A 20,574-nucleotide genomic window follows, 5' to 3' on the forward strand; every position below is an offset into this window, starting at 1 on the left:
TGGCCGCGAATTATGACAAGCAGATGTCACACAGAGTGACGATGCCCCGGATTTACAGAGGGAGGGGCGGTGCGGCGGGTATTTTTTGAAATATTTTGGCGATGTCATAAACATGTCATATTCGGCCGTTAGACTGCGCAGCATCCTAACCTGTCATAACAAAGGACTTGAAATGCGACTCAAACAATTGATCTCTTCCCTGGTGGTTGGCGCAGCAGCCGTGATGGCTTTCTCGCCGGCCGCTCACGCCGCCGATATGACCGGCGCCGGCGCGACCTTCCCTTACCCAATCTACGCGAAATGGGCTGAGTCGTACAAAGCCGCTACCGGCAACGGTCTGAACTACCAATCGGTGGGTTCGGGCGCCGGCATCAAGCAGATCAAAGCCAAGACCGTCGATTTCGGCGCTTCGGACATGCCGCTGTCGGCTGCCGACCTGGACGCGGAAGGCCTGATGCAATTCCCAGCCATCATGGGTGGCGTGGTGACCGTGGTGAACCTGGACGGCATCACCCCAGGCCAGCTGAAACTGACCGGCCCAGTCGTGGCGGATATCTACCTGGGCAAAATCACCAAGTGGAATGATCAAGCGATCGCCGTGCTGAACCCAGGCGTCAAGCTGCCAGCCGATGACATCACCGTGGTACACCGCGCCGACGGTTCGGGCACCTCGTTCCTGTTCACCGACTTCCTGTCGAAAACCAATGCTGAATTCAAAACCAAGATCGGTGCGTCGACCGCGGTGAAATGGATCGTCGGCGTCGGCGGTAAAGGTAACGAAGGCGTGGCGGCCAACGTGCAGCGTATCAAGGGTTCGATCGGCTACGTCGAGTGGGCTTACGCTAAAAAGAACAAAATGTCGCACACCCAGCTGAAAAACAAGGATGGCAACTTCCTGCAGCCTGACGACGAGTTCTTCAAAGCCGCCGCCGCCAACGCCGAGTGGACCAAGACCCCAGGCTTCGGCGTGGTGCTGACCGACCAGGCTGGCAAAAATTCGTGGCCAATCACCGGCGTGTCCTTCATCCTGATGCACAAAGCACAGGCTGACGCCGCCAAAGGCAAGGAAGTCGTCAAGTTCTTCGACTGGGCCTTCAAAAACGGTGGCGCCGCTGCTACCGAACTGGACTACGTTCCACTGCCAACCACCGTGGTCAAACTGGTGCAGGACTCGTGGAAAGCCAACCTGAAAGACGCTTCGGGCAAGGCCATCTACTAATCCGGATTGTCCCTTCGTCGCCGGCAGCAACGGCGGCGAGGGGGTTAGCCTGCGAGGCCCGACCGGGCACCGCAGGCTAGCTTACTTCCACCGAGAACAATTATGAGCGCAGATATCACTTCCACGCCACTCCCCAAGCAAGAGCCAGCCATGCATATCAGCACCGCACAAGCCACCGCCGCGGAACAGGCTGCTATGCAGAACATGCTCCGCGTCATGCGCAACCAGCGCATTCAGGATTTCTTCTTCCATAAAACCACGATGATCTTCGCGCTGTCGGTGCTGGCGGCGCTGCTGGGCATCATCGTGTCGCTGTTCATGGGCGCCTGGCCGGCGTTCAAGGAATTCGGCCCGGCCTTCATCACCACCGTCGAGTGGGACCCGGTCAACGACCAGTACGGCGCGGCGATCGCCATCGTCGGCACGCTGGTGACCTCAGGCCTGGCGCTGCTGATCGCGTTCCCGCTGTCGTTCGGCATCGCGCTGTTCCTGACCGAGATTTGCCCGGTGCCGCTGCGCCGTCCGCTCGGCACGGCGGTCGAGCTGCTGGCCGGCATCCCGTCGATTATCTACGGCATGTGGGGCCTGTTCGTGTTCGCGCCGCTGTTTGGCGATTACGTGCAGCCGCTGCTGAAATCGACCCTGGGCCAGTTGCCGGTGATCGGTCCGTTCTTCAGCGGTCCGACCATGGGCATCGGCATGCTGACCGCCGCGCTGATCCTGGCGCTGATGATCATCCCGTTTATTTCGTCGGTGATGCGCGATGTGTTTGAAATCGTGCCGGCGGTGTTGAAGGAATCGGCTTACGGCCTGGGTTGCACGCGCTGGGAAGTGGTGCGCAAGATCGTGCTGCCGTACACCAAGAACGGTGTGGTCGGCGGCATCATGCTGGGTCTGGGCCGCGCGCTGGGCGAGACCATGGCGGTGACCTTTGTAATCGGTAACGCCAACAAGCTGTCGTGGTCGCTGTTCGCGCCGGGCAATTCGATCGCCTCGACGCTGGCCAATGAATTCGCCGAATCGGATACCGTGCTGCACACCTCGTCGCTGTTCGCGCTGGCGCTGATCATGTTTGTCATCACTTTTATCGTACTGTCCGCCGCCAAGCTGATGCTGGCTGGCATGTCCCGCAAGGAAGGTCTGAAATAATGAGCCTCACTCCCGAACAAGCACAGATGAACCCTGTGTATCGCAAGCGTCTGCTGTGGCACCGCGTCGGCATGTTCATGTCGGTGGCGGCGATGACCATCGGCCTGGTCGCGCTGACCTGGATTCTGCTGACGCTGGTGATCAAAGGCTTTGGCGCGCTGAGCCTGAGCATCTTCACCGAAACCACGCCGGCCCCGGGCAGCGAAGGCGGCGGTCTGCTGAACGCCATCGTCGGCAGCCTGCTGATCGTGACCCTGTCGACGCTGATCTCGACCCCGATCGGCATCCTGGCCGGCATCTACCTGGCCGAATACGGCGATGAAAACAAGATCGCCAGCATCACCCGCTTCGTCACCGACATCATGCTGTCAGCGCCGTCGATCGTGATCGGTATGTTTGTGTGGGCGCTGTACGTCGCCACCGCCAAGCACTATTCCGGTTATGCCGGTTCGGTGGCGCTGGCGCTGATCGCGATTCCGGTGGTGGTGCGCACCACCGACAATATGCTGCGACTGGTGCCGAACAGCCTGCTGGAAGCGGCGTTCGCGCTGGGCGCGCCACGCTGGAAAGTGGCGATGACGGTGCGTCTGCGCGCGGTCAAGGCCGGCGTCATCACCGGCGTGCTGCTGGCGGTGGCCCGCGTCTCGGGCGAAACCGCGCCGCTGCTGTTCACCGCGCTGAACAACCAGTTCCTCAGCTTTAACATGAACGCGCCGATGGGTAACCTGCCGGGCAAAATCTATGACTTCGCCATGAGCCCGTATGACAACTGGCGCGAACTGGCCTGGGGTGGCGCGCTGCTGCTGACCCTGAGCGTGCTGGCGCTGAACGTGATTTCGCGCACCGTGTTTTCCCAAAAAGCCCCGAACTAATTAATTAAAGCGAATCCATACAATGAATACGCAACTGAACCAGGAAAACGTCGTCGCCATGAACGCCGGTAAACGCAAGGCGATTGAGATCGCCGGTCTGAATTTCTTCTACGGTAAAACCCAGAGCCTGCACAACGTCAGCCTGGACATCAATGAAAAGCAGGTCACCGCCTTCATCGGCCCGTCGGGCTGCGGCAAGTCGACCCTGCTGCGCACGCTGAACCGCATGTATGACCTGTATCCGGGTCAACGCGCCGAAGGCGCCATCATGTACCGTGGCCGTAACATCCTCGACGGCGACCAGGATTTGAACATGCTGCGCGCCAAGGTCGGCATGGTGTTCCAGAAGCCGACCCCGTTCCCGATGTCGATCTACGACAATATCGCGTTTGGCGTGCGTCTGTACGAAGACCTGTCGAAGGGCGAGATGGACGAGCGCGTCGAATGGGCGCTGAAAAAGGCGGCGCTGTGGACCGAGGTCAAGGACAAGCTGAACAAGAGCGGCCTGTCGCTGTCCGGCGGTCAGCAGCAACGTCTGTGCATCGCCCGTGGCGTCGCGGTCAAACCGGACGTGCTGCTGCTGGACGAGCCAACGTCGGCGCTGGACCCGATCTCGACTTCCAAAGTGGAAGAGCTGATTTCCGAGTTGAAGCAGGATTACACGATCGCCATCGTGACCCACAATATGCAGCAGGCCGCGCGTTGCTCGGACTACACCGCCTATATGTATCTGGGCGAGCTGGTGGAGTTCGGTGAAACCGACCAGATCTTCATGAATCCGGCCCGCAAGGAAACCCAGGATTACATCACCGGCCGTTTCGGCTGATCCATCTTATAATACTACTCACATTTGGAGCCCAGCATGATCGGTGAACACTCATCCAAGCAGTACGATAACGAACTGGAAGCCATCCGCAGCAAGGTGCTGCTGATGGGCGGCATCGTCGAGACCCAGTTCCTCGACGCCATGACTTGCTTCCGCATTGGTAATTCCGAGCGCGCCGACCGCGTGATGCGCGAGGATGACTCGGTCAACCAGCTGGAAGTGCAGCTGGACGACGCCTGCAGCCACCTGATCGTGCGCCGCCAGCCGGCCGCCAACGACCTGCGCACCATCATGGCCACCATCAAGGTCATCACCGATCTGGAGCGCATCGGCGACGAGGCCACCAAGATCGCCCGCGTCGCCAAGGCGCTGCATGCGCGCGGCGCGGTCACCGTCAACCATTACGAGATGGTGCGCGGCATCGCCAACAATACCACCGACCTGCTGCACGACGCGCTGGACGCGTTTGCCCGCAACGATGGCAAGCAGGCGCTGCAACTGATCGCCCAGGACGCGGTGATCGACCACGAATTCCGTTCCATCATGCGCAATCTGATTACCTTCATGATGGAAGATCCGCGTACAATCTCGGCCGCGCTGGACACCTTGTGGGTGGCCAAGGCCATCGAGCGTATCGGCGACCATGCGAAGAATATCGCCGAGTATGTGATTTATGTAGTTGAAGGCAAGGATATCCGTCACACCAAGACGGTGGCCGCCAACGAGCCCGAGCAAGCTGAATAAAAGAAGAAATGGCATCTGATAAAACCACGGTATTGATTGTTGAGGACGAACCGGCGATTGTCGAGCTGGTGACGTTTTCACTGCGCGAGGCGGGCTGGAACTGCTGCAACGTGCAAAGCGCGGGCGAAGCCTGGGATTTCATCCAGACCCGGACCCCGCAGCTGATTTTGCTGGACTGGATGTTGCCGGATTCGACCGGCCTGCGGCTGTTGTCGCGGATCCGCTCGGACCGTCAGTTCAACGACATCCCGGTCATCATGCTGACCGCCAAGAGCATGGAAGAGGACAAGCTGGCCGGCCTCAACACCGGCGCCGACGATTACGTCACCAAGCCGTTTTCGCCGCGCGAGCTGTTGGCCCGCTCCAAGGCGCTGCTGCGGCGCAAGGCGCCGGAACACGCGCAGTCGACCATGCGCGCCGCCAATATCGCGCTCGATCCGGTCAGCTGCACGGTGTCGATGGACGATCAGAAGATCGATATCGGCCATGCCGAATACAAATTGCTGAAATTCCTGCTGGCGCATCCGGAGCGGGTATTCTCGCGCAGCCAGCTGCTGGACAAGGTGTGGGGCGATCATGTGGTGATCGAGGAGCGCACCGTGGACGTACACGTGCTGCGCTTGCGCAAGGCGCTGAAAGAGGCCGAACACCTGATCAAGACCGTGCGTAGTGTAGGCTATATGCTGTCGGAAAAAAACTGAGTTTCAAATGAATCCAAAACTGGTGTTCTGGGTGCCTGCGGCGCTGCGCACGGCTGTGATCCTGGCGGGGTGCGCGCTGGCGGGCTGGATCGCGGGCTGGTGGACCGGGCTGATGCTGGCCTTTGTCTGCATGCTGGCGCTGGTGTTCACGCAGTTGTCTTATCTGTACCAGCTGAGCAACTGGCTGGACGATCCGCAAAGCGCCAAGCTGCCGGATGGCTGGGGCGAGTGGACCAATATCTTTTCGCGCCTGTACCGCATGCGCCGCGACGACGAGAAAAACCAGACCGAGCTGACCGAGTGGCTGACCCGCTTCCGTCAGGCCATGCATCTGCTGCCGGATGGCGTGGTGATCATGGACGATGTACTGTTCCTGGAGTGGTGCAATCCAGCCGCCGAGCAGCATCTGGGCCTCAGCAACCAGCGCGACAAGGGCATGCGCGTGACCAATCTGGTGCGCAATCCGGATTTCATGGATTACATCATCTTGGGACGTTACGAGCAGCCGCTGACCATCAGTTTCCGCGAGCGCAAGCTGATCGTGCATATCATTCCGTTTGAAAACCGGCGCCAGATTCTGGTCACGCACGATGTGACCGAGACCGAGCGCATCGAGGAAATGCGGCGCGACTTTATCGCCAACGCCTCGCACGAGTTGCGCACGCCGTTGACCGTCATTGTTGGTTTCCTTGAAATCGCCGCCCAGGAAGGGCTGGACGCGGCCACCCGCGCCGCCCATCTGAAGCTGATGACGGAGCAGGGCCACCGCATGCAGCATTTGATCGAGGACATGCTGACCTTGTCGCGGCTGGAGTCGGTTGATTATCCGATGCGGCCGGATCCGGTCGATGTCAGCCAGCTGATGGACCAGTTGCTGCGCGAGGCGCGTGCGCTGTCGTCTGGCAAGCACGAGATCACGGCGGAGGTGACTGGGCCGAATGTGCAGGGTTCGTATGAGGAGTTGCACAGCGCGTTTGGCAATCTGGCCTCGAACGCGGTGCGCTACACGCCGGCCGGCGGCAAGATCAAGCTGGTGTGGAAGGAATTCGACAACGGTGTCAAGTTCATGGTGGAAGATACTGGCATCGGCATCAGCCCGGAACACATTTCGCGTCTGACCGAGCGCTTCTACCGCGTCGACAAGAGCCGTTCGCGCGAGACCCAGGGTACCGGGCTGGGGCTGGCCATCGTCAAGCACGTGCTGCTGCGGCATAACAGCACGCTGCAGATCAAGTCGGAGGCGGGCACGGGCAGCACTTTCATCGTTTGCATGCCGAAGGCCGCCATCGTCAAGCCGCAACCGGAGCTGCTGGCAGGTTGATTTCAGACGGTCGGCAGGATCTTGAATCCTGCGCCGGCCGGCTGCGCCTCTGCTACCTTCACCTGTTCCACCCGCGAAGCCGGCGGGCCTTTGTGCGCCCAGGCGATGATGGCCTCGATTGCTGCCGCGTCACCATCCACCTCGGCCTCCACTGCGCCATCGCGCCGATTGCGCACCCAGCCGCGCAAACCCAGCGCCACCGCCTGCCGCTCGAACGAGGCGCGATAGCCCACGCCTTGCACCACGCCTGTTATCAATAATCGTTTCGCCACATTATCCTTCTTCATCTACAAGCGCTGCCAACACAGTTTCAATAGGGAGAAACAGAATGCGGCTGTCTGCGGGATACTCGATAAATTCAGCATGTCTCATGTAGAAGCGTTTCGCCTGCTCATCTTTTGCGTGTACGAGTATGGCAGCGATGCCTATGGTTCGTGATGCAGCCGCGACGCGAACCAGCGCATCGGCAAGTATGTCACCACCCAAGCCTTTGCCGGAATAATCACGGTCGACAGCTAATCTTCCGAGCACTGTGATTGGGATTGAGTCTGGGGCGTTGCGGCGTATTTTTTTCGGTCCAGCCGCACGGTCGATCGCTCCTGCCGAAATGCTGTAGTAGGCAACAACTTTGGAGCCGAGACATGCCACATAGGTACGGGAGAAGCGGTTTTCATTCTTGATCGCACGATGCAGCAGCCAATTGTTTAGTGCTTCAGATCCGCAGTCGAAATCAGAAAGACCGTGCTGCGGAGTCAATGGCACAGGGGGCGATATCGCAAGTGGCGCGCTATCTTCTATCTGTTCCATGCCGGAACTCGGCGCAATAGCGATTTCAGTTTCGGGCCGGGCGGCGGCGCGTTATTAAGTGCTTGCGCGAAAGTCTGGTGTTGTTCCTTGTCCAGAATAAATAAGCGCTGATCTAACAGCACATCCAATGCTTGGCGCCGCGCGCTATCCACCATGAAGTCAGCTCGGCTTTTGCCAAGAATTGCCGCTGCTTCCTCGATCAGGTAGCGAGTCTCATGATCAAGCCGTAGGTTGACACTCGCTTTTGCAGTGGATGCCAAAGCCTCTCCGCTGGCGGTAGTTGCCAGCGACTCGGAACTTTCCACGATTGATGTACGTGACTTAGGCATGAGTACAGTATCTGCCCGCAGTCTTTGCGATGTCAATACCTGTGGCTCAAAAAGGCGCCAGCGCCTGATCGGCGGCGATTGGGTTGAGGGCGCGTGCTTGTAGTGGACGCATGGCGGCAGCCACCTCGGCGCTGCGGGTGCGGTCATGTAGTACGGCCTGATTGTCGGCCATGGAGCGCAGCAGTTGCGTGGTGATGCGGTCCAGCTCGGGGCGGATGGTCTTGGCGAGGTCTGGCGCGTCGGAGAAATGGCCGGCGCCTTCGGCTTGCCAGCGCGCGTACAGTGCGCGCTGCACCGTCTTGGAAGCCTCGATCTGGGCGCGGAATACGGCGCGTATCCACTGTTCTGGCAAGCCCAGCGCGGCGCCTTGCCGCACTGCGGCCGCGATCACCAGCTCTTCGCGCGGCAGGTCTTCAATGGCCGCTTGCACATTCCATTTGGCGCGCGCCACCGCCTCCGCCAACAGCAGGCGCTGGTCGATGGCCTGGCGCAGCGGCTCCAGTGCCCACGGAAAGTCCAGCCAGCGCTTCATGCTCTGCCGCACGCTGCCGTTGTCCAGCCGCTGTTGCAGCCAGCGGTCCACATACGCCTTCAGCGCCGCATCGCGCGGCAGCAGAATGGCTTTTTCCGCCATGTCGAACGGCGCCTCCGGATGCACCGCGCACAGCTGCGGATGCAGGCGCTGCTGCAAGCGGGTTTCAATCGCATCGGTCATCATCAGATCGGCCGCGCCGTCGACGATCTGGCCGAAGATGGTCACATTGTCCGGGTACACGCTCAACTGCGCGCGCGGCGCCTGGGCGCGGGCGAAGCGTTCGTTGGTGCCGCCCGGATTGACGATCAACCGCACCGCCGGTTGGTTGATCTGCGCCAGCGTCTGGAAACGCGCCACATTCTCGCAGCGCGTGATTGGCGTCTTGCCGTCGTGCAGATAGGCCAGCGAGAACAGCGCCTGCTGTTGGCGCTCCGCCGTCACCGACACCCCGCTCAGCGCGAGATCGAACTTGTCCTCGCCCAGATCGGACATCAGGGTTGGCCAGCTGGTCGGTACCAGTTGCAGCCGCACGCCCATCGCCTGCGCCAGCGCGCCGGCCAGTTCGACATCCATGCCGACGAATGCCTCGCCGCCGCCAGGCCGGTAGCTGAACGGCTTGTAATCGCCGGTGCTGCCAACCCGCAGTACGCCACGCGCGCTGATGTCCTCCAGCCGGCCGGCCTGCGCCGAGGTCAGCGCTGCCATCAATAGCAGCGGCAGCAGATGTCGCCTCACTTGGCGCCGCCCTTCATCGCCAACTGGCAGTGCTGCAGCACGTCGTCATAGGAGCGCGCGACATGGTCGGCGCTCGGGAACACGCAGGTTTTCAGGTCCGGATTCTCGAACGGGCTAGGCAGCAGCAACGCGAACTGCTTGGCGTGCGGCACCTGCTCGCGGAAGCGCGCCAGCGTGGCGGTCATCTTGTCGCAATCGTTGAGCGGGTCGACGCTGACCAGCACCACGATCGCCACCAGCTCCGGCGAGGCGCCCGGCGGTGGCACCTGCTCCAGCTCGTCGAGGCTGCTGCTACGGGCATCGATTTTTTGCTCGCGCAAGATGCGCACCAGAATCTCGGTCGCCAGCTCGCCATATTGCGTGCCCAGCGCGATGCTCAGCACCAGACTGCCCGGCGGCACGTCGAACGACCCTTGCCATTCGCCGCTGTCGGAAATGCGCCGCTCGCGCAGCTGGCGACCGATGCCGCCACCCAGCACGCTCGCATGCTTGCGCCGCTTCCACCATTTCTGCGCGCCGCTCAGCGCCTCGATCACGGCAATGACGGAGCTGGCCACTTTTTCCCGCTCCACCGGCGTGATCGAATTGTCCTTGAGATCGAAATGCGCCAGATGCAGCGCCGGCAGCAGCACCCCATCGCAGTACTCGGCCAGCGACTTGTGCTGCATATAGCGCTTGGCGCTGGTGACGATTTCGTGCGCGTCGCCGGACAGCGCCCGCTGGTAGAAATTCTGCGGCAGGGTCAGCGCCGGCAGCTCGCCGAACATAATCTCCAGCACCTTCAGCGCGCGGATGTAGCGGCCGGCCACCACCAGGCACAAGGTCAGCGGCGTCGACAGCACCAGCCCGACCGGCCCCCAGATCCAGCTCCAGAAAATCGCCGACACCACCACCGACAGCGGCGACAGCCCGGTGGTGTGGCCATACAGCTTGGGCTCGATGGTCTGGGCGACGATGATTTCGACCGCCAGGAACAGCCCCAGCGTCATCAGCGCCAGCGACCAGCCGGGATCGACCGCCGCCGCCAGCAGCGTGGCGCAAAACGCCGCCATCCACACGCCCACATACGGAATAAAACGCAGCACCGCCGTCATGGTGCCCCACAACAGCGCTTGGCCGACGCCCAGCAGTGCCAGGCCGAGCCAGACCGCCAGCCCGGTCGCCAGATTGACCAGGAATTGCGAAATGAAGAAGCGCGACAGCCGCTCGCCGGCGTCGTTGACGGCGATGGTGGTGGCGCGCAAATCGCCGCCGCCGGCCAGCCGGATGAAGCGGTCGCGCAGCGATTCATGTTCCAGCAGCACAAAGATCAGCACCACGAACACGATGCCGGCGGTCTCCAGCGGCGGCCACACCTGCGCCACGATCTTGCCCAGCAGCTGGAACGGCTTCAGCGCCGGCTCGTGGATTTCCACCAGCACCGGCGTCTTGATGCTGCCATCGTTTTGCAGCACCGCCTGCGCGCCGTCGGCGCTGTCGCTGGTGAAGTGCTCGATCAGCTGTCCGGCCGGCCCGCCCAGGCTGCCCAGCGTGCCGCGCGTCAGTTCGTCCAACGCCTCCAGCTTGCTGGTGATGGTGTCCTGATAGCGTGGCAGGCTGGCGCCCATGGCGCCGACCTGCTGCACGATCACCGCGCCGATGCCCAGCAGCGACACCGTCACCAGCAACACGCCGGTGCACACCGAGGTGGTCTGACCCAGCCCCACATGACGCAACGCGCGCACGAACGGCGCGATCACAAAACTGAGGATGAAGGCGAGCGTGATCGGGATCAGCACGTCGCGGCCGAAGTACAACAGCACCAGCACGGTGGCGGTGCCAACCAGGCCGGTGACGGCGCCGGGCAGGGTGCGGGAAGTGAGAGAATCAGACACTGTCAATCCTGGCAGGATAAGTAAAGCAGATGAAATGCACCGCGTTGAGCGCGATGTGAACCATTATCGCTGCCTCGATGCGCTGCGTGCGCTGGTAGGCGCAGGCGTAGCCGAGACCGGCAATCCCCGCGAGTATGCCATACCGCAGACCGCCGCCGAGGTGGGCGGCGCCGAACAGCAGCGCCGACAGCGCCACCGCCAGCCACGCGCCCCAGCGGAAGCGCGCCAGCGCCGCCGCCAGCCGCGCCTGCAGCAAGCCACGGAAGAAGGCTTCCTCGGCCACCACCGTGAACAGCAGGTTGAGCGCGATGAACAGCGGCGTTTGCGCCGGCAGCTTGAAGTCGATGCCGACCACGCCGAGCGCCAGCGCGCAGCCCATGGTCAGCGCGATGGTCAGCACCAGCTGCGGCGCGGTGCGGCGCAGCAGCCCGGCCAGCTCGCCCCACGACGCGACGCGCTGGCACAGCAGGGCCAGCAGAATCAGTCCGACCGCGCCCTTGTCGAAGTTGGCGTACAGACTGAACGGCAGCGCGCCGGGCGACAGCACCACCCGGTCGAGCAGCAGCGGATTGTGAAAGCCGGGCAGCTTGTGCATCGCCAGCGCCAACGCCAGCCCGGCGGCGGCCACGCCATACACGGCGCGCAGCCAGCGCTGCGGCGCCGCCATGCAGGCATAGGCGGCGCCGGCCAGCACCACCAGCGCGCTGATCGCGACCGGATCGAGCACGCCGCCGACCAGTCCCCACGCCAGCGCCATGACGAACAACATCAGCCACAACGGCGCGCTGCGCCGGCCCAGCGGCAAGGGCGGCGCCCAGACCGAACACAGGGCTAGCGCGAGGAAGAGAAAGGCGGGGAACTGGAGTGTCATTGCTTCAACGATGAGTTTTCGTCAATGATACTCCATGGCATTTAAAACCGGTAAATCAGGGCGGTCATCACCATTGGCGTGGTGCGGCGCTTGGTCAGCGGGCTGTCGGCGGCATCGCCGGTCAGGCGGGTCAGGCCGGCGCCGCTGCGCACCACCCAGTTGGCATCGAGGACATGGGTCCAGTTGACGCCGGCGGTGACGTTTTCAAAGCCGGCGCCGGCGCGGTAGGCGCGATAGCCGGAGGCAGCGCTTTGCGCTGCCGTTACGCCAAACCAGGTCTGTGCGTGCTTGCGGTCGCCATATAGCGCCGACACGCCCCAGCCGATCTGGTCACTGGTGTCGGCGTACAGCGAGCCGCTCAGGCCCAGCGTATAAGTCGCGCCGTACTCGCGGTGGCTGAGGTTTTGTTTGGTGGTCAGGCCCAGCCCGACCGCGCCCAGCTGATAGCCCACGCTCAGCACCGCTTGCGCCGAGCTGTCGATCTTGCCCATGCCGCGCAAGGCGTCCGAGCCGGAAAAGAAACTGCGCTTGTGGTCGTCGCGGCCGCCGTCATAGCCCAGCGCCGCGCTCAGCGTGAAGCCGCCGGCCGTGGTCTGGTAGCCGAGGCCGCGCTGAGTGCCGGCGAACCAGCCGTTGGCCCAGGTCCGTTCCAGGTAGGGCAGCGGCACCAGCCGGCTGTCATCGGCGCCGGCATATTCCGGCACATAGGCCAGGCCAAGGCCGGCCGACAGGCTGTCGGTGGCCGGCGCGGCCTGGGCATAGCTGTTGCCGCCGACGGCGCACAGCGATAGCAGGATCAAGGTGAGGGCAGGGCGCATGAAGACTCCGTGGGATCAGGTGGTGGGAACGCGCGGCAGTGTCCCAGCAAAAACCTTGCACCGCCATCGCCGCCGCTGAAGTATCATGGCGTGCCATCTTAGGTAGCGCAGTACGCCCTCTGGAGCCGACCATGTCCCTGACTTTGTATTACCACCCGCTGTCCTCGTTCTGCCAAAAAGCGCTGATCGCGCTGTATGAAAATGGCGCCGCCTTCGACAAACGCATCATCAACCTGGGCGACCAGGCCGACCGCGCCGAACTGGAGGCGATCTGGCCGATCTGCAAATTCCCGGTGCTGCGCGACAGCGAACATCGTCGTGACGTGCCGGAAACCTCGATCCTGATCGAATATCTGGACCAGCGCTATCCCGGCGCCGCGCGCCTGCTGCCGGCCGACTGGGAGGCGGCGCTGGATGTGCGACTGTGGGACCGCTTCTTCGACCTGTATGTGCAAGGCCCGGTGCAAACCATCGTCGGCGCCCACTTGAGCGGCCTCAGCTGCGACCAGACCAAGGAGCGCACCAAGCTCAAAACCGCCTACAAGATGATTGAAAAGCGTATGGCCAGCCGTGGCTGGCTGTGCGGCGAAAGCTTCAGCATGGCCGATTGCGCGGCGGCGCCTGCGTTGTTCTACGCCGCCACGCTGGTGCCGTTCCCCGAGCAATACCACCACCTGCAAAGTTATTTTGAACGCCTGATCGCGCGGCCATCGGTGCAGCGCGTACTGGAAGAGGCCAAGCCGTATTTCAGCATGTACCCGTTCGCCAGCGACATCCCCGAGCGCTTTCTGTAGAGCGCTGGCCGCTGGCCGTCAGCCTTAGTTTTTGTTGCCTTCGTCGGCGCTCTGCATCGAGGCCGCTTGCGGGAAAGCTTGATTCTGCTGCGCCAGCGAGGTGAAGCGGCTGGCCTCATCCACCAGATGCTTGCCGGCGGCCTTGCGGCCGGCGTCGGCCAGCTCGGACGCGGTGCGCGCCGCTTCCGGCACGCGCTGCTGGGCGATCTGGGTCAGCTCGGCCTGGAAATCGCTGGCCACCTGCGCCAGCTTCTGCTGATAGCTCTGCAGCTTGTGCGTCACCGCCTCGGCCCGCTGTGGCGCGGCGTTGGCGTCGCGTTCGTTGGGCGGCGTCAGCAGCGCGGTGCGCAACGCGTTGGTCGAATCCTCCAGCAGATCGCGGCTGAATTGCAGATTGACGTCGGACAGCTCGCGTAGCGAGCGCAGCACGGCCTGACTCAGGTCGGTGTAGTAATCGATGCGCGCTTCCGCATGGTTGCGGGCGGCGGGGGAGAGTGTTTCCACAAACGAATTCATATTGCGTGCTCCTGATTTGGTAGGGCCAAAAGAGGCGAACAGATAGTCGGAAGGGGACGCTTTGGCCTGTCGTCCACCCCGCTATCATCGCAAATGTCGCCGCTTTATGGCACTCCAGAGCTTGCCGGAATTATTTGTTTTCTCTACTCAATAGTAGGCGCCCGCCGTGGCAGGAGGAACAGCGATTTCTGGCGGCCGCCGATGTAGCGCACGCCACTTGCATCAAAATAGGCATCCTCCTCCAGCATGATGCGTACCGGCTCGCTCCAGCCCGGAATCGTGCCGGCCGCGTTCAGCTCGATCGAATAGGCGGTGTGCGGCCGCAGCACATCGTCGCCGCTGCCCGGCACGCCGCCCTGCATGTCCCACATGCCGATCGCCGGCCCGGCCGCGTGGCCGTGGTAGCCGATCGGATGGGTGTAAATGGTCGGCTGGATGCCCTCGGCCCTGGCTTGTTGCAGCGACGCCGCCAGCACCTGGTTGCCGCTGCGGCCAGTCGCGAAGTTGGCGGTCAGGATGTCCTGCAAGCGGTTGGCGGCCGCGAACGCCTGATTCAGCGCGGCCGGCGCCGCCGTCTCGCCCGGCTGCAGCACATACGCGTGTTCCTGGATGTCGGTGTTCAGGCGCAGATAGGTGATGCCGATATCGACGTGCAGCAGGTCGCCGGCCACGATGATGTCCGGATTGGCCAGTCCCTTGCCGGCGCGCTGGATTTCCACCGACGGATGGAACCAGGTGTCATAACCGAGGTCGCGGATCTTCTGGCGGAACCACCACACCACATCCTCGCTGCTGGTGATGCCGGGCGTGATCACGCGCTCGGAAAAACCTTCCTCAATGATCTTGTGGGTGGCGTCCACCAGCTGCGGATAAATCTGCATCTCGCGCGCGGTGCGGGTTTCCAGCCAGCGCAGCGCCAGCGGCTCGGCCGACACCACGCGGCTTTTCAGTGCCGCCGGCAGCGCCGCCAGCAGCTCGTCGTACTCGGTGTGATCGATGCCGTCGGCATGCGCGAAGTGGCGCGAGGTATTCAGCGCGATTTTATTCGGATTGCGCTGCTTGATGATGTCGACCAGCGCCTGCCATTGGTCGGGGAATTTCTGCATATCCCACGCCGCCTTGATACTGTTGCCGACGTTGTAGCGCGCCACCGCCAGCCGCTCCACCTTGCCGCTTTTCGCGTCGCGGTAAAACACCAGGATGGTGCGGCGGCGCGCGTTCAGCCATTCGGCCGGCAGCATGGTTTTCAGCACCGGGTCTTCATTGTATTCGCGCGACACCAGCACCCACAGATCGATGCCGGTTTGCGCCATGGCGTCCGGCAGCACGGTGTCGAAACGCTCGGCCAGCAATTGGTTGACGACCACGGCCTGATCGCGCAGCGACAGAACCTGGGCTTGAGCGCTGGTGGCCAGCAGCAGGGAAAGGGCAAACAGGAATTTTTTCATGCAGCGATCTTGGGCCGGGATTTTGGCAATGTCAACCAACAATATTTATAATGGCTGTTGCACACCCCAAGGAGAACACATGGCAGCACCTACGGTTTTATATCTGCACGGCGGTCCGGCGTTGGCGCCCGTGTTCGAGCGCGCCCGTTATCCGGAAGCGACCCACATCCACTGGTGGCACCAGCCGCTGGCCAAGCCTTGCGCCGAGCGTCCCTATCGCGACCTGCTGGACGCCGCGCTTGCCGAGTTGCAGCGCGTGGCCGGCGAGGGCGGCCAGCCGCTGACGCTGATGGCCAGCTCGTTTGGCGCCCACCTGGCGGTGCACCTGGCGCGCCAGGCGCCGCAACTGGTCAAGGACATCGTGCTGCTGGCGCCGACCTATAACCCGGAAGACGCCTCGCTGCGGCTGGCGCGGCGCGCCTTCCGCGTCCACAGCCACGACCACCACGCCGGCAAGCTGGCCGCCGCGCTCTCGATGTACGAACATGATCCGGGCCGGCCGCGCTTCTGGGACGTGTTTGGCGCGCTGACGCTGCTGCCGGACGTGACCGAGCTGTACTTCGGCCCCACCGGCGGCGCCCAGGCCGCCAGCGACTTCCGCGCCCTGATCCAGCAACCGGGCGCGTTTGACGGCCCCAGCTCGGTCGCCATCTCGGACGACTTTGCGGCGCTCGATCATACGCCCGTGGCCAGTCCGTTCACTGGGCCAGTGTCGGTGCTGTTCGGCACGTACGATCCGATCATCGATGCCGACAAGGACCGCACCCTGTGGGAAACCGTGTTCCCGCAGGCCAGCTTCTTCACGGTGGAAACCGGCCACTTCCCGCTGCTGGAACTGAGCCTGGAAGCCTGCCTGGACCCGGCTTAACGCTGGCCGGCCAGCGGGTTGCCGGCAGCTGCGGCGCCGGCGCCGGCCTGATCCTGCTGGATCAGGCGCGCCAGCTGCGATTGCGGCCCCACCGCGTCCAGCGTCAGGATCTTGTCGGCCGGGATGGTCTGGGTGTCCGGGCCGTGCCAGTCATTCTTGCGGCGGCTGACCACGCGATTGCCCGGTTGGCCGTTGGGCTGCTGGTAGGACTGAATGTAATACACCTCGCCAAGCCGCAGATAGGCCGGCCGCGCCTCCAGCAGCACGCCGTAATAGACCTGGCCGTTGACCAGCTGCACGCTGTACAGGCCGCCGAGCGGCCCCGGCACGATCACCTGGTCCGTGCTGCGGCGCCAATCGCCCACCGCCAGCGCGGCCAGCGCCGCCGCTGTCACCAGGCCCAGCACCAAGGCCAGCGTCACTTGCCACGATTTCCAGACCGGCACCTGCACCGCCGGCCGCAATTCCAGAGTGTCCATCTTCATCTCAGCTACTCCCGTATAAGTGAGGGTGTCATCAAGCTGCGCGTTCATGCGGCCTCCCGCGCGTCAAAATTACGCTGCTGGCTGCGGCGGCGCTGCAGCAACAACAGCATCAGTCCGGCCAGGCTCATGGCCCAGGTGGACGGCTCCGGCACCGCCGTTACCGTGCCGGTACCGACCAGGTAGCGGAAGCCGAAGCCGCCGCTGTCGGTGCCATCGGTGGTCAGCGCCGCCGCGATTTCCAGGTCTTGCGTGCCGGCGCTGAATACGCCCAGGTCCAGCGCGCCATCGCTGAAGAAGCTTTGCGCCTCGCCCAGCGTGCTGAAGGTGTGGGTGTAGACCAGCGTGCCGTGGCTGTTGATGCTGAGGCTGAATTCATCGAAACCGCTGCCCAGGCCATAGCTGGACAGCCAGCCCACGATCAAATGGCCGGACTGCGTGGTCTGGAACTGGAACTCGCCGCTGGTAAGGAAGGTCTGGCTGACGCCGGTGGCCGCATACGACGCGCCCTGGATGCCGCTGCCGTACACCGCGCCCTCGGCAAACGCTGCCGCCACGTTGGTGGTCGCGGCCAGCAAGCTGGCGCTGTCGGCCGGCGCGCCGGTGACCCGCGACAGCGCCTGCGGCGTGCCCAGCGTCCACAAGTCCTGCGCGGTGGCGCCACCGTGGCTGGCTTGCGTATTGGCATAGCTGTAGTAATTGCTGTTGCTGACCGGCGCCGTGGCGCTGGCGGTCGAGAGCGCGCCACCGGCGCCGCTGGCGCTGCTGACCGACTGCGCGCTGCCGCTGTCGCCGCGCGCCGCCGCCGATGCGTAGATGGTGCTGTTGCCAACCCCCTCGGCGCGCGCCAGCGAAGTCACCACATGGCCCTCGGCCCGGCTGTAAGCCTGGGTATAGCTGCCGGCTTGGCTGCTGCGCGCCAGCGCATAGGCATCGGCATTGCCGTAGCTTGAATTGCTGTAGCCGCCGTAGGCGGTGGCGCTGGCGCTGGCCGAGGTCGGCGCGCTGACCTCCACATGCGCGCTGGCGTCGCCGCCCAGGCCATAGCTGCTCGGGTCGTAGCCGCCGGCGCCGCCGCTCGCGTTGGCGCTGCCGCTGGCGCTGCCGAGCGCCTGCAGAATCAGGCGGCTGTTGGCGCTGCCGCCGGCGCCGGGCAGGGTGGCGCCCCAGGACCCGCCACCAGAGCCGCCGCTGGCGCTGAGTTGCACCTGCACGCTGGTGGCGTTGCTGTCATTCAGTTCCAGCCAGGACTGCGCATTGCCGGCCAGGCCCATGACGGTATCGGCGTCACCGCCCCAAACGCTGCCGGCGTTGCCGGCGTTGGCGGTCTGGAACAGCGACAGGCTGCCGTGGGTGCTGCCGCCGACCGCATTGTTGAGCAGTGAATCGGCGCCATCGCCGCCGGCCGCGCCGTAGTAGCCGGCCGCGCCATTGCCGCCGCTCTGGGTCAGGTGCACCGTGACCGTGCCGCTGTCCGAGCTGCCATAGGCGCTGCTGTCGCCGACCAGGCCGCCGGCGCCGGCCTGCAACACGCCGTAGCCGGCTTGCACCGTGCCACCGCCGTCGCCACCGCTGACGTTCAGCGTCACGTCCACGCTGTTGACGCCGCTGCTGGCGCCGCGCGCCGTGCCGCTGGCATTGCCGCCGTTGCCGCTGCTGCTGCCACTGCCACTGGCGTAGCCGCCGTAGCCGCCGCTGGCGCTGCCGCTGATCTGCACCGTGCCGCTGCCGGTGCCATCCAGCAGCAGCGTGGCGTTGCCGCCCTGGCCGGCCTGGCCGTAAGTAATGCTGCCGCCATAGCCGCCGGTGGCGCTGGCGGTCAGTTGCAACTGGCTGGCCTGGCTGTCATTCACGACCAGGCTGGAACTGGCGGCGCCACCGTCGCCGGCGGCGTGATAACCGGCGCCGCCGCCACTACCGCCGCGCGCACTTTGCGTCAGCGACAACGTGCCGCTGGTGCTGCCGCCGACCGCGTTGACCAGCGTTGCCGCCGCGCCGTCGGCGCCCACGCCATCGGGCGCGCCATCGCCGTTGGCGCCGTAGCCACCGTTGCCGCCGGTAATATCGGCCCGCACGTAGACGCTGCCGGCCAGCGAACTGCCGTAGGCCGACGCGGTGGCGCCGCCGCCGGCGCCACCGCTGCCATAGGTTGAACTGCCGCCGGTGCCACCGTAGGCATAGGCGCTCACACTGACATTGGCGCCGCTGCCGCGCGCGGTGCTGCTGGCGTCGCCGCCCTGGCCGGTGCCGCTGGTGAGGGCGTTGCCGCCATCGCCGCCGCTGGCGCGGCTGTAGATGCTGACCGCGCCACTGCTTTGGCCGTCGGCCAACGCCGTCGCCTGGCCGCCGCCGCTGGCCTGATAACCATAGTAGCTGCTGCCGCCGCTGCCGCCGGTGGCGCCGGCTGTCAGGCTGAGGCTGGATGCGATGCTGTCGCTGAGCGTCAGCGTCGAGCTGGCGTTGCCGGCCAGGCCAGCGCTGCCGTAGTAGCTGGCGCCGGCGGCGCCGCCGGTAGCCTGCTGTTCCAGGCTGAGCGCGCCGCTGGTGCTGCCCTGGACGGCGTTGGTCAGCACAATGCTGGCGCCGTTGCCGCCGCTGGCCCCGCTGTCGTTATAGCTGTTGGTGCCACCGGCGCCACCTCTGACGCTGACGCCGACATACACACTGCCGCTGTCGGAACTGGCGCTGCCGCTGGCGCTGGCTGCGGCGCCATTGCCCGCAGTCAGCGTGGTGCCAGAGTTGCCGCCGTCGCCGCCGGCGGCGGACACGCCGAGGCTGGCCTGGTAGGTCCCGCTGGCGTGCGCTTCACCGCTGGCGCTGGCGCTGCCGCCATTGCCGCCGTTGGCATTGCCATAGTAGTTATAGTCATTGGCCTGGCCGCCGCGCGCGACGGTCGTGCCATAGACATTGCCCAAGCCGCTCAGTTGCAGCCTGGCGTCGGCCGTGCCGCCGTCGGCCGCTACGCCGCCGCTGTAACCATATTTGCCATTGCCGCCGGTGGCCTGGCTGGTGCCGTAGACGCTGGCACCGTCATGGGTCGACGCCAGCACCAGTTCACTGTTGGCGTTGCCGACATTGCTGCCCAGGCCGGCTAGCGCGGTGGCGCCGCCGCTGCCGCCGGTGGCGGAGACCGCCGCGCTCAGCGTGCTGGCGTCCGCGTCGCTCAGGGTCAGGCTGGACTGCGCATCGCCGCCGCGTCCGCCCTGGCCGCTGGCGCTGTCGCCGCCACGTCCACCCACGGCGCTCTGGCTCAGCGTCAGCGTGCCGCTGGTGTGGCCGCCAACCAGATTCAGCGCCAGCGCCTGAGCGCCGTCACCCCCCTGATTGTCTTGATTGCCGTAACCGCCGGCGCCGCCGCTCAGCGTCGCCGTCACCGTCACATTGCCGCTGTCGGACTGGCCCCAGGCGCTGGCGCTGGCCTGGCCGCCATTGCCGGCCGCCAGTTGGAAGCCGTGTCCGGCATCGCTATCGCCGCCGGCGCCGCCATAGGCGTTGGCCGTGGCCGTCGCGTTGGCGCCGCCGCTGACCACGGCCGAGCTTTGCGCGCTACCGTTGCCGCCGGCGGCATTGTTACCGCCACGGCCGCCGTAGCCGTAACTGGTGGCGCCGAGGTTGGCGCCGCTGCTGGCGCTGGCCAGGGCGCTGCCATCGGCGCCCGCGCTGCC

General features: G+C 64.5%; 20 protein-coding genes. 9 read left to right on the forward strand and 11 right to left on the reverse strand.

What is annotated here, in order from left to right; all coding sequences use genetic code 11:
* Positions 1–172 precede the first annotated feature (172 nt).
* From pstS to phoR, 7 genes are all read left to right on the forward strand, one after another.
* Positions 173–1,219: a phosphate ABC transporter substrate-binding protein PstS gene (pstS, locus tag GJ699_RS31935; RefSeq protein WP_154383462.1), complete on the forward strand. Its 1,047-nt coding sequence runs from the start codon at positions 173–175 to the stop codon at positions 1,217–1,219.
* A gap of 150 nt (positions 1,220–1,369) precedes the next feature.
* A complete protein-coding gene (pstC, locus tag GJ699_RS31940) occupies positions 1,370–2,368 on the forward strand; it encodes a phosphate ABC transporter permease subunit PstC (protein WP_154383463.1) in 999 nt (332 codons plus the stop codon).
* Entirely contained in the window at positions 2,368–3,240 is an 873-nt protein-coding gene (gene pstA, locus GJ699_RS31945; RefSeq protein WP_154383464.1) for a phosphate ABC transporter permease PstA, read from the forward strand. Before pstC ends, pstA begins: the two co-directional genes overlap by 1 nt.
* A 22-nt stretch (positions 3,241–3,262) precedes the next feature.
* Positions 3,263–4,066, forward strand: coding sequence for a phosphate ABC transporter ATP-binding protein PstB (pstB, locus tag GJ699_RS31950; RefSeq protein WP_195763698.1), 804 nt, complete (start codon positions 3,263–3,265; stop codon positions 4,064–4,066).
* A gap of 36 nt (positions 4,067–4,102) precedes the next feature.
* Positions 4,103–4,810 (forward strand): phosphate signaling complex protein PhoU, encoded by a 708-nt coding sequence (gene phoU, locus GJ699_RS31955; RefSeq protein WP_154383465.1) that lies wholly within the window; start codon positions 4,103–4,105, stop codon positions 4,808–4,810.
* An 8-nt stretch (positions 4,811–4,818) separates the two neighbouring features.
* Positions 4,819–5,511 (forward strand): phosphate regulon transcriptional regulator PhoB, encoded by a 693-nt coding sequence (gene phoB / locus GJ699_RS31960; RefSeq protein ID WP_154383466.1) that lies wholly within the window; start codon positions 4,819–4,821, stop codon positions 5,509–5,511.
* A 7-nt stretch (positions 5,512–5,518) separates the two neighbouring features.
* Entirely contained in the window at positions 5,519–6,832 is a 1,314-nt protein-coding gene (phoR, locus tag GJ699_RS31965; RefSeq protein WP_154383467.1) for a phosphate regulon sensor histidine kinase PhoR, read from the forward strand.
* A 2-nt stretch (positions 6,833–6,834) separates the two neighbouring features.
* Here phoR and GJ699_RS31970 read toward each other — a convergent pair whose 3' ends face one another.
* The 7 genes from GJ699_RS31970 to GJ699_RS32000 are packed head-to-tail and all read right to left on the reverse strand — an operon-like array spanning position 6,835 to position 12,801.
* A complete protein-coding gene (locus GJ699_RS31970) occupies positions 6,835–7,104 on the reverse strand; it encodes an acylphosphatase (RefSeq protein WP_371867728.1) in 270 nt (89 codons plus the stop codon).
* Between the two features lies 1 nt (position 7,105).
* Positions 7,106–7,639 carry a GNAT family N-acetyltransferase gene (locus GJ699_RS31975; protein ID WP_154383469.1) on the reverse strand — a complete coding sequence of 178 codons (534 nt, stop codon included), beginning with the start codon at positions 7,637–7,639 and terminating at the stop codon, positions 7,106–7,108.
* Entirely contained in the window at positions 7,627–7,968 is a 342-nt protein-coding gene (locus GJ699_RS31980; RefSeq protein WP_154383470.1) for a type II toxin-antitoxin system TacA family antitoxin, read from the reverse strand. Before GJ699_RS31980 ends, GJ699_RS31975 begins: the two co-directional genes overlap by 13 nt.
* A 46-nt stretch (positions 7,969–8,014) precedes the next feature.
* Positions 8,015–9,238, reverse strand: a complete 1,224-nt coding sequence (aroQ, locus tag GJ699_RS35185) for a gamma subclass chorismate mutase AroQ (RefSeq protein ID WP_371867729.1) — start codon at positions 9,236–9,238, stop codon at positions 8,015–8,017.
* Positions 9,235–11,112, reverse strand: coding sequence for an AI-2E family transporter (locus GJ699_RS31990; RefSeq protein ID WP_371867730.1), 1,878 nt, complete (start codon positions 11,110–11,112; stop codon positions 9,235–9,237). Before GJ699_RS31990 ends, aroQ begins: the two co-directional genes overlap by 4 nt.
* The gene (locus GJ699_RS31995; RefSeq protein ID WP_154383471.1) at positions 11,105–11,983 is read right to left on the reverse strand and encodes a CPBP family intramembrane glutamic endopeptidase; all 879 of its coding nucleotides are present in this window, start codon (positions 11,981–11,983) and stop codon (positions 11,105–11,107) included. Before GJ699_RS31995 ends, GJ699_RS31990 begins: the two co-directional genes overlap by 8 nt.
* A 41-nt stretch (positions 11,984–12,024) precedes the next feature.
* Positions 12,025–12,801 carry a MipA/OmpV family protein gene (locus tag GJ699_RS32000; protein WP_154383472.1) on the reverse strand — a complete coding sequence of 259 codons (777 nt, stop codon included), beginning with the start codon at positions 12,799–12,801 and terminating at the stop codon, positions 12,025–12,027.
* 131 nt (positions 12,802–12,932) lie between these two features.
* Between GJ699_RS32000 and GJ699_RS32005 the strand changes: the two genes are divergently transcribed.
* On the forward strand, positions 12,933–13,595 hold the full coding sequence (locus tag GJ699_RS32005) for a glutathione S-transferase family protein (RefSeq protein WP_154383473.1): 663 nt from the start codon (positions 12,933–12,935) through the stop codon (positions 13,593–13,595).
* Between the two features lie 24 nt (positions 13,596–13,619).
* On the opposite strand, the gene GJ699_RS32010 is transcribed toward GJ699_RS32005, so the two are convergent.
* Together GJ699_RS32010 and GJ699_RS32015 are read right to left on the reverse strand one after the other, a co-directional pair.
* The gene (locus tag GJ699_RS32010; protein ID WP_154383474.1) at positions 13,620–14,111 is read right to left on the reverse strand and encodes a phasin family protein; all 492 of its coding nucleotides are present in this window, start codon (positions 14,109–14,111) and stop codon (positions 13,620–13,622) included.
* Positions 14,112–14,254: 143 nt separating this feature from the next.
* Positions 14,255–15,559, reverse strand: coding sequence for a M24 family metallopeptidase (locus GJ699_RS32015; protein WP_154383475.1), 1,305 nt, complete (start codon positions 15,557–15,559; stop codon positions 14,255–14,257).
* A 79-nt stretch (positions 15,560–15,638) separates the two neighbouring features.
* Here GJ699_RS32015 and GJ699_RS32020 point away from each other — a divergent pair, with 79 nt between their 5' ends.
* On the forward strand, positions 15,639–16,427 hold the full coding sequence (locus GJ699_RS32020; protein ID WP_229262395.1) for an alpha/beta fold hydrolase: 789 nt from the start codon (positions 15,639–15,641) through the stop codon (positions 16,425–16,427).
* Here the strand turns inward: GJ699_RS32020 and GJ699_RS32025 are convergent.
* Positions 16,424–16,912 (reverse strand): hypothetical protein, encoded by a 489-nt coding sequence (locus GJ699_RS32025; RefSeq protein WP_154383476.1) that lies wholly within the window; start codon positions 16,910–16,912, stop codon positions 16,424–16,426. The genes GJ699_RS32020 and GJ699_RS32025 overlap by 4 nt on opposite strands.
* Before the next feature lie 44 nt (positions 16,913–16,956).
* Positions 16,957–20,574: beta strand repeat-containing protein (locus GJ699_RS32030; RefSeq protein WP_154383477.1), on the reverse strand; the 3,618-nt coding region annotated here is incomplete at its 5' end.

It is taken from the genome of Duganella guangzhouensis (assembly GCF_009674535.1).
In the GTDB taxonomy this organism is placed as follows: domain Bacteria; phylum Pseudomonadota; class Gammaproteobacteria; order Burkholderiales; family Burkholderiaceae_D; genus Rugamonas; species Rugamonas guangzhouensis.

Excerpts from the sequence above, each read along its gene's own strand:
- pstS (WP_154383462.1), top strand. The coding sequence starts at position 173 with ATGCGACTCAAACAATTGATCTCTTCCCTGGTGGTTGGCGCAGCAGCC.
- pstC (WP_154383463.1), top strand. The coding sequence starts at position 1,370 with ATGCATATCAGCACCGCACAAGCCACCGCCGCGGAACAGGCTGCTATG.
- pstA (WP_154383464.1), top strand. The coding sequence starts at position 2,368 with ATGAGCCTCACTCCCGAACAAGCACAGATGAACCCTGTGTATCGCAAG.
- pstB (WP_195763698.1), top strand. The coding sequence starts at position 3,263 with ATGAATACGCAACTGAACCAGGAAAACGTCGTCGCCATGAACGCCGGT.
- phoU (WP_154383465.1), top strand. The coding sequence starts at position 4,103 with ATGATCGGTGAACACTCATCCAAGCAGTACGATAACGAACTGGAAGCC.
- phoB (WP_154383466.1), top strand. The coding sequence starts at position 4,819 with ATGGCATCTGATAAAACCACGGTATTGATTGTTGAGGACGAACCGGCG.
- phoR (WP_154383467.1), top strand. The coding sequence starts at position 5,519 with ATGAATCCAAAACTGGTGTTCTGGGTGCCTGCGGCGCTGCGCACGGCT.
- GJ699_RS31975 (WP_154383469.1), bottom strand. The coding sequence starts at position 7,639 with ATGGAACAGATAGAAGATAGCGCGCCACTTGCGATATCGCCCCCTGTG.
- GJ699_RS31980 (WP_154383470.1), bottom strand. The coding sequence starts at position 7,968 with ATGCCTAAGTCACGTACATCAATCGTGGAAAGTTCCGAGTCGCTGGCA.
- GJ699_RS31995 (WP_154383471.1), bottom strand. The coding sequence starts at position 11,983 with ATGACACTCCAGTTCCCCGCCTTTCTCTTCCTCGCGCTAGCCCTGTGT.
- GJ699_RS32000 (WP_154383472.1), bottom strand. The coding sequence starts at position 12,801 with ATGCGCCCTGCCCTCACCTTGATCCTGCTATCGCTGTGCGCCGTCGGC.
- GJ699_RS32005 (WP_154383473.1), top strand. The coding sequence starts at position 12,933 with ATGTCCCTGACTTTGTATTACCACCCGCTGTCCTCGTTCTGCCAAAAA.
- GJ699_RS32010 (WP_154383474.1), bottom strand. The coding sequence starts at position 14,111 with ATGAATTCGTTTGTGGAAACACTCTCCCCCGCCGCCCGCAACCATGCG.
- GJ699_RS32015 (WP_154383475.1), bottom strand. The coding sequence starts at position 15,559 with ATGAAAAAATTCCTGTTTGCCCTTTCCCTGCTGCTGGCCACCAGCGCT.
- GJ699_RS32020 (WP_229262395.1), top strand. The coding sequence starts at position 15,639 with ATGGCAGCACCTACGGTTTTATATCTGCACGGCGGTCCGGCGTTGGCG.
- GJ699_RS32025 (WP_154383476.1), bottom strand. The coding sequence starts at position 16,912 with ATGAAGATGGACACTCTGGAATTGCGGCCGGCGGTGCAGGTGCCGGTC.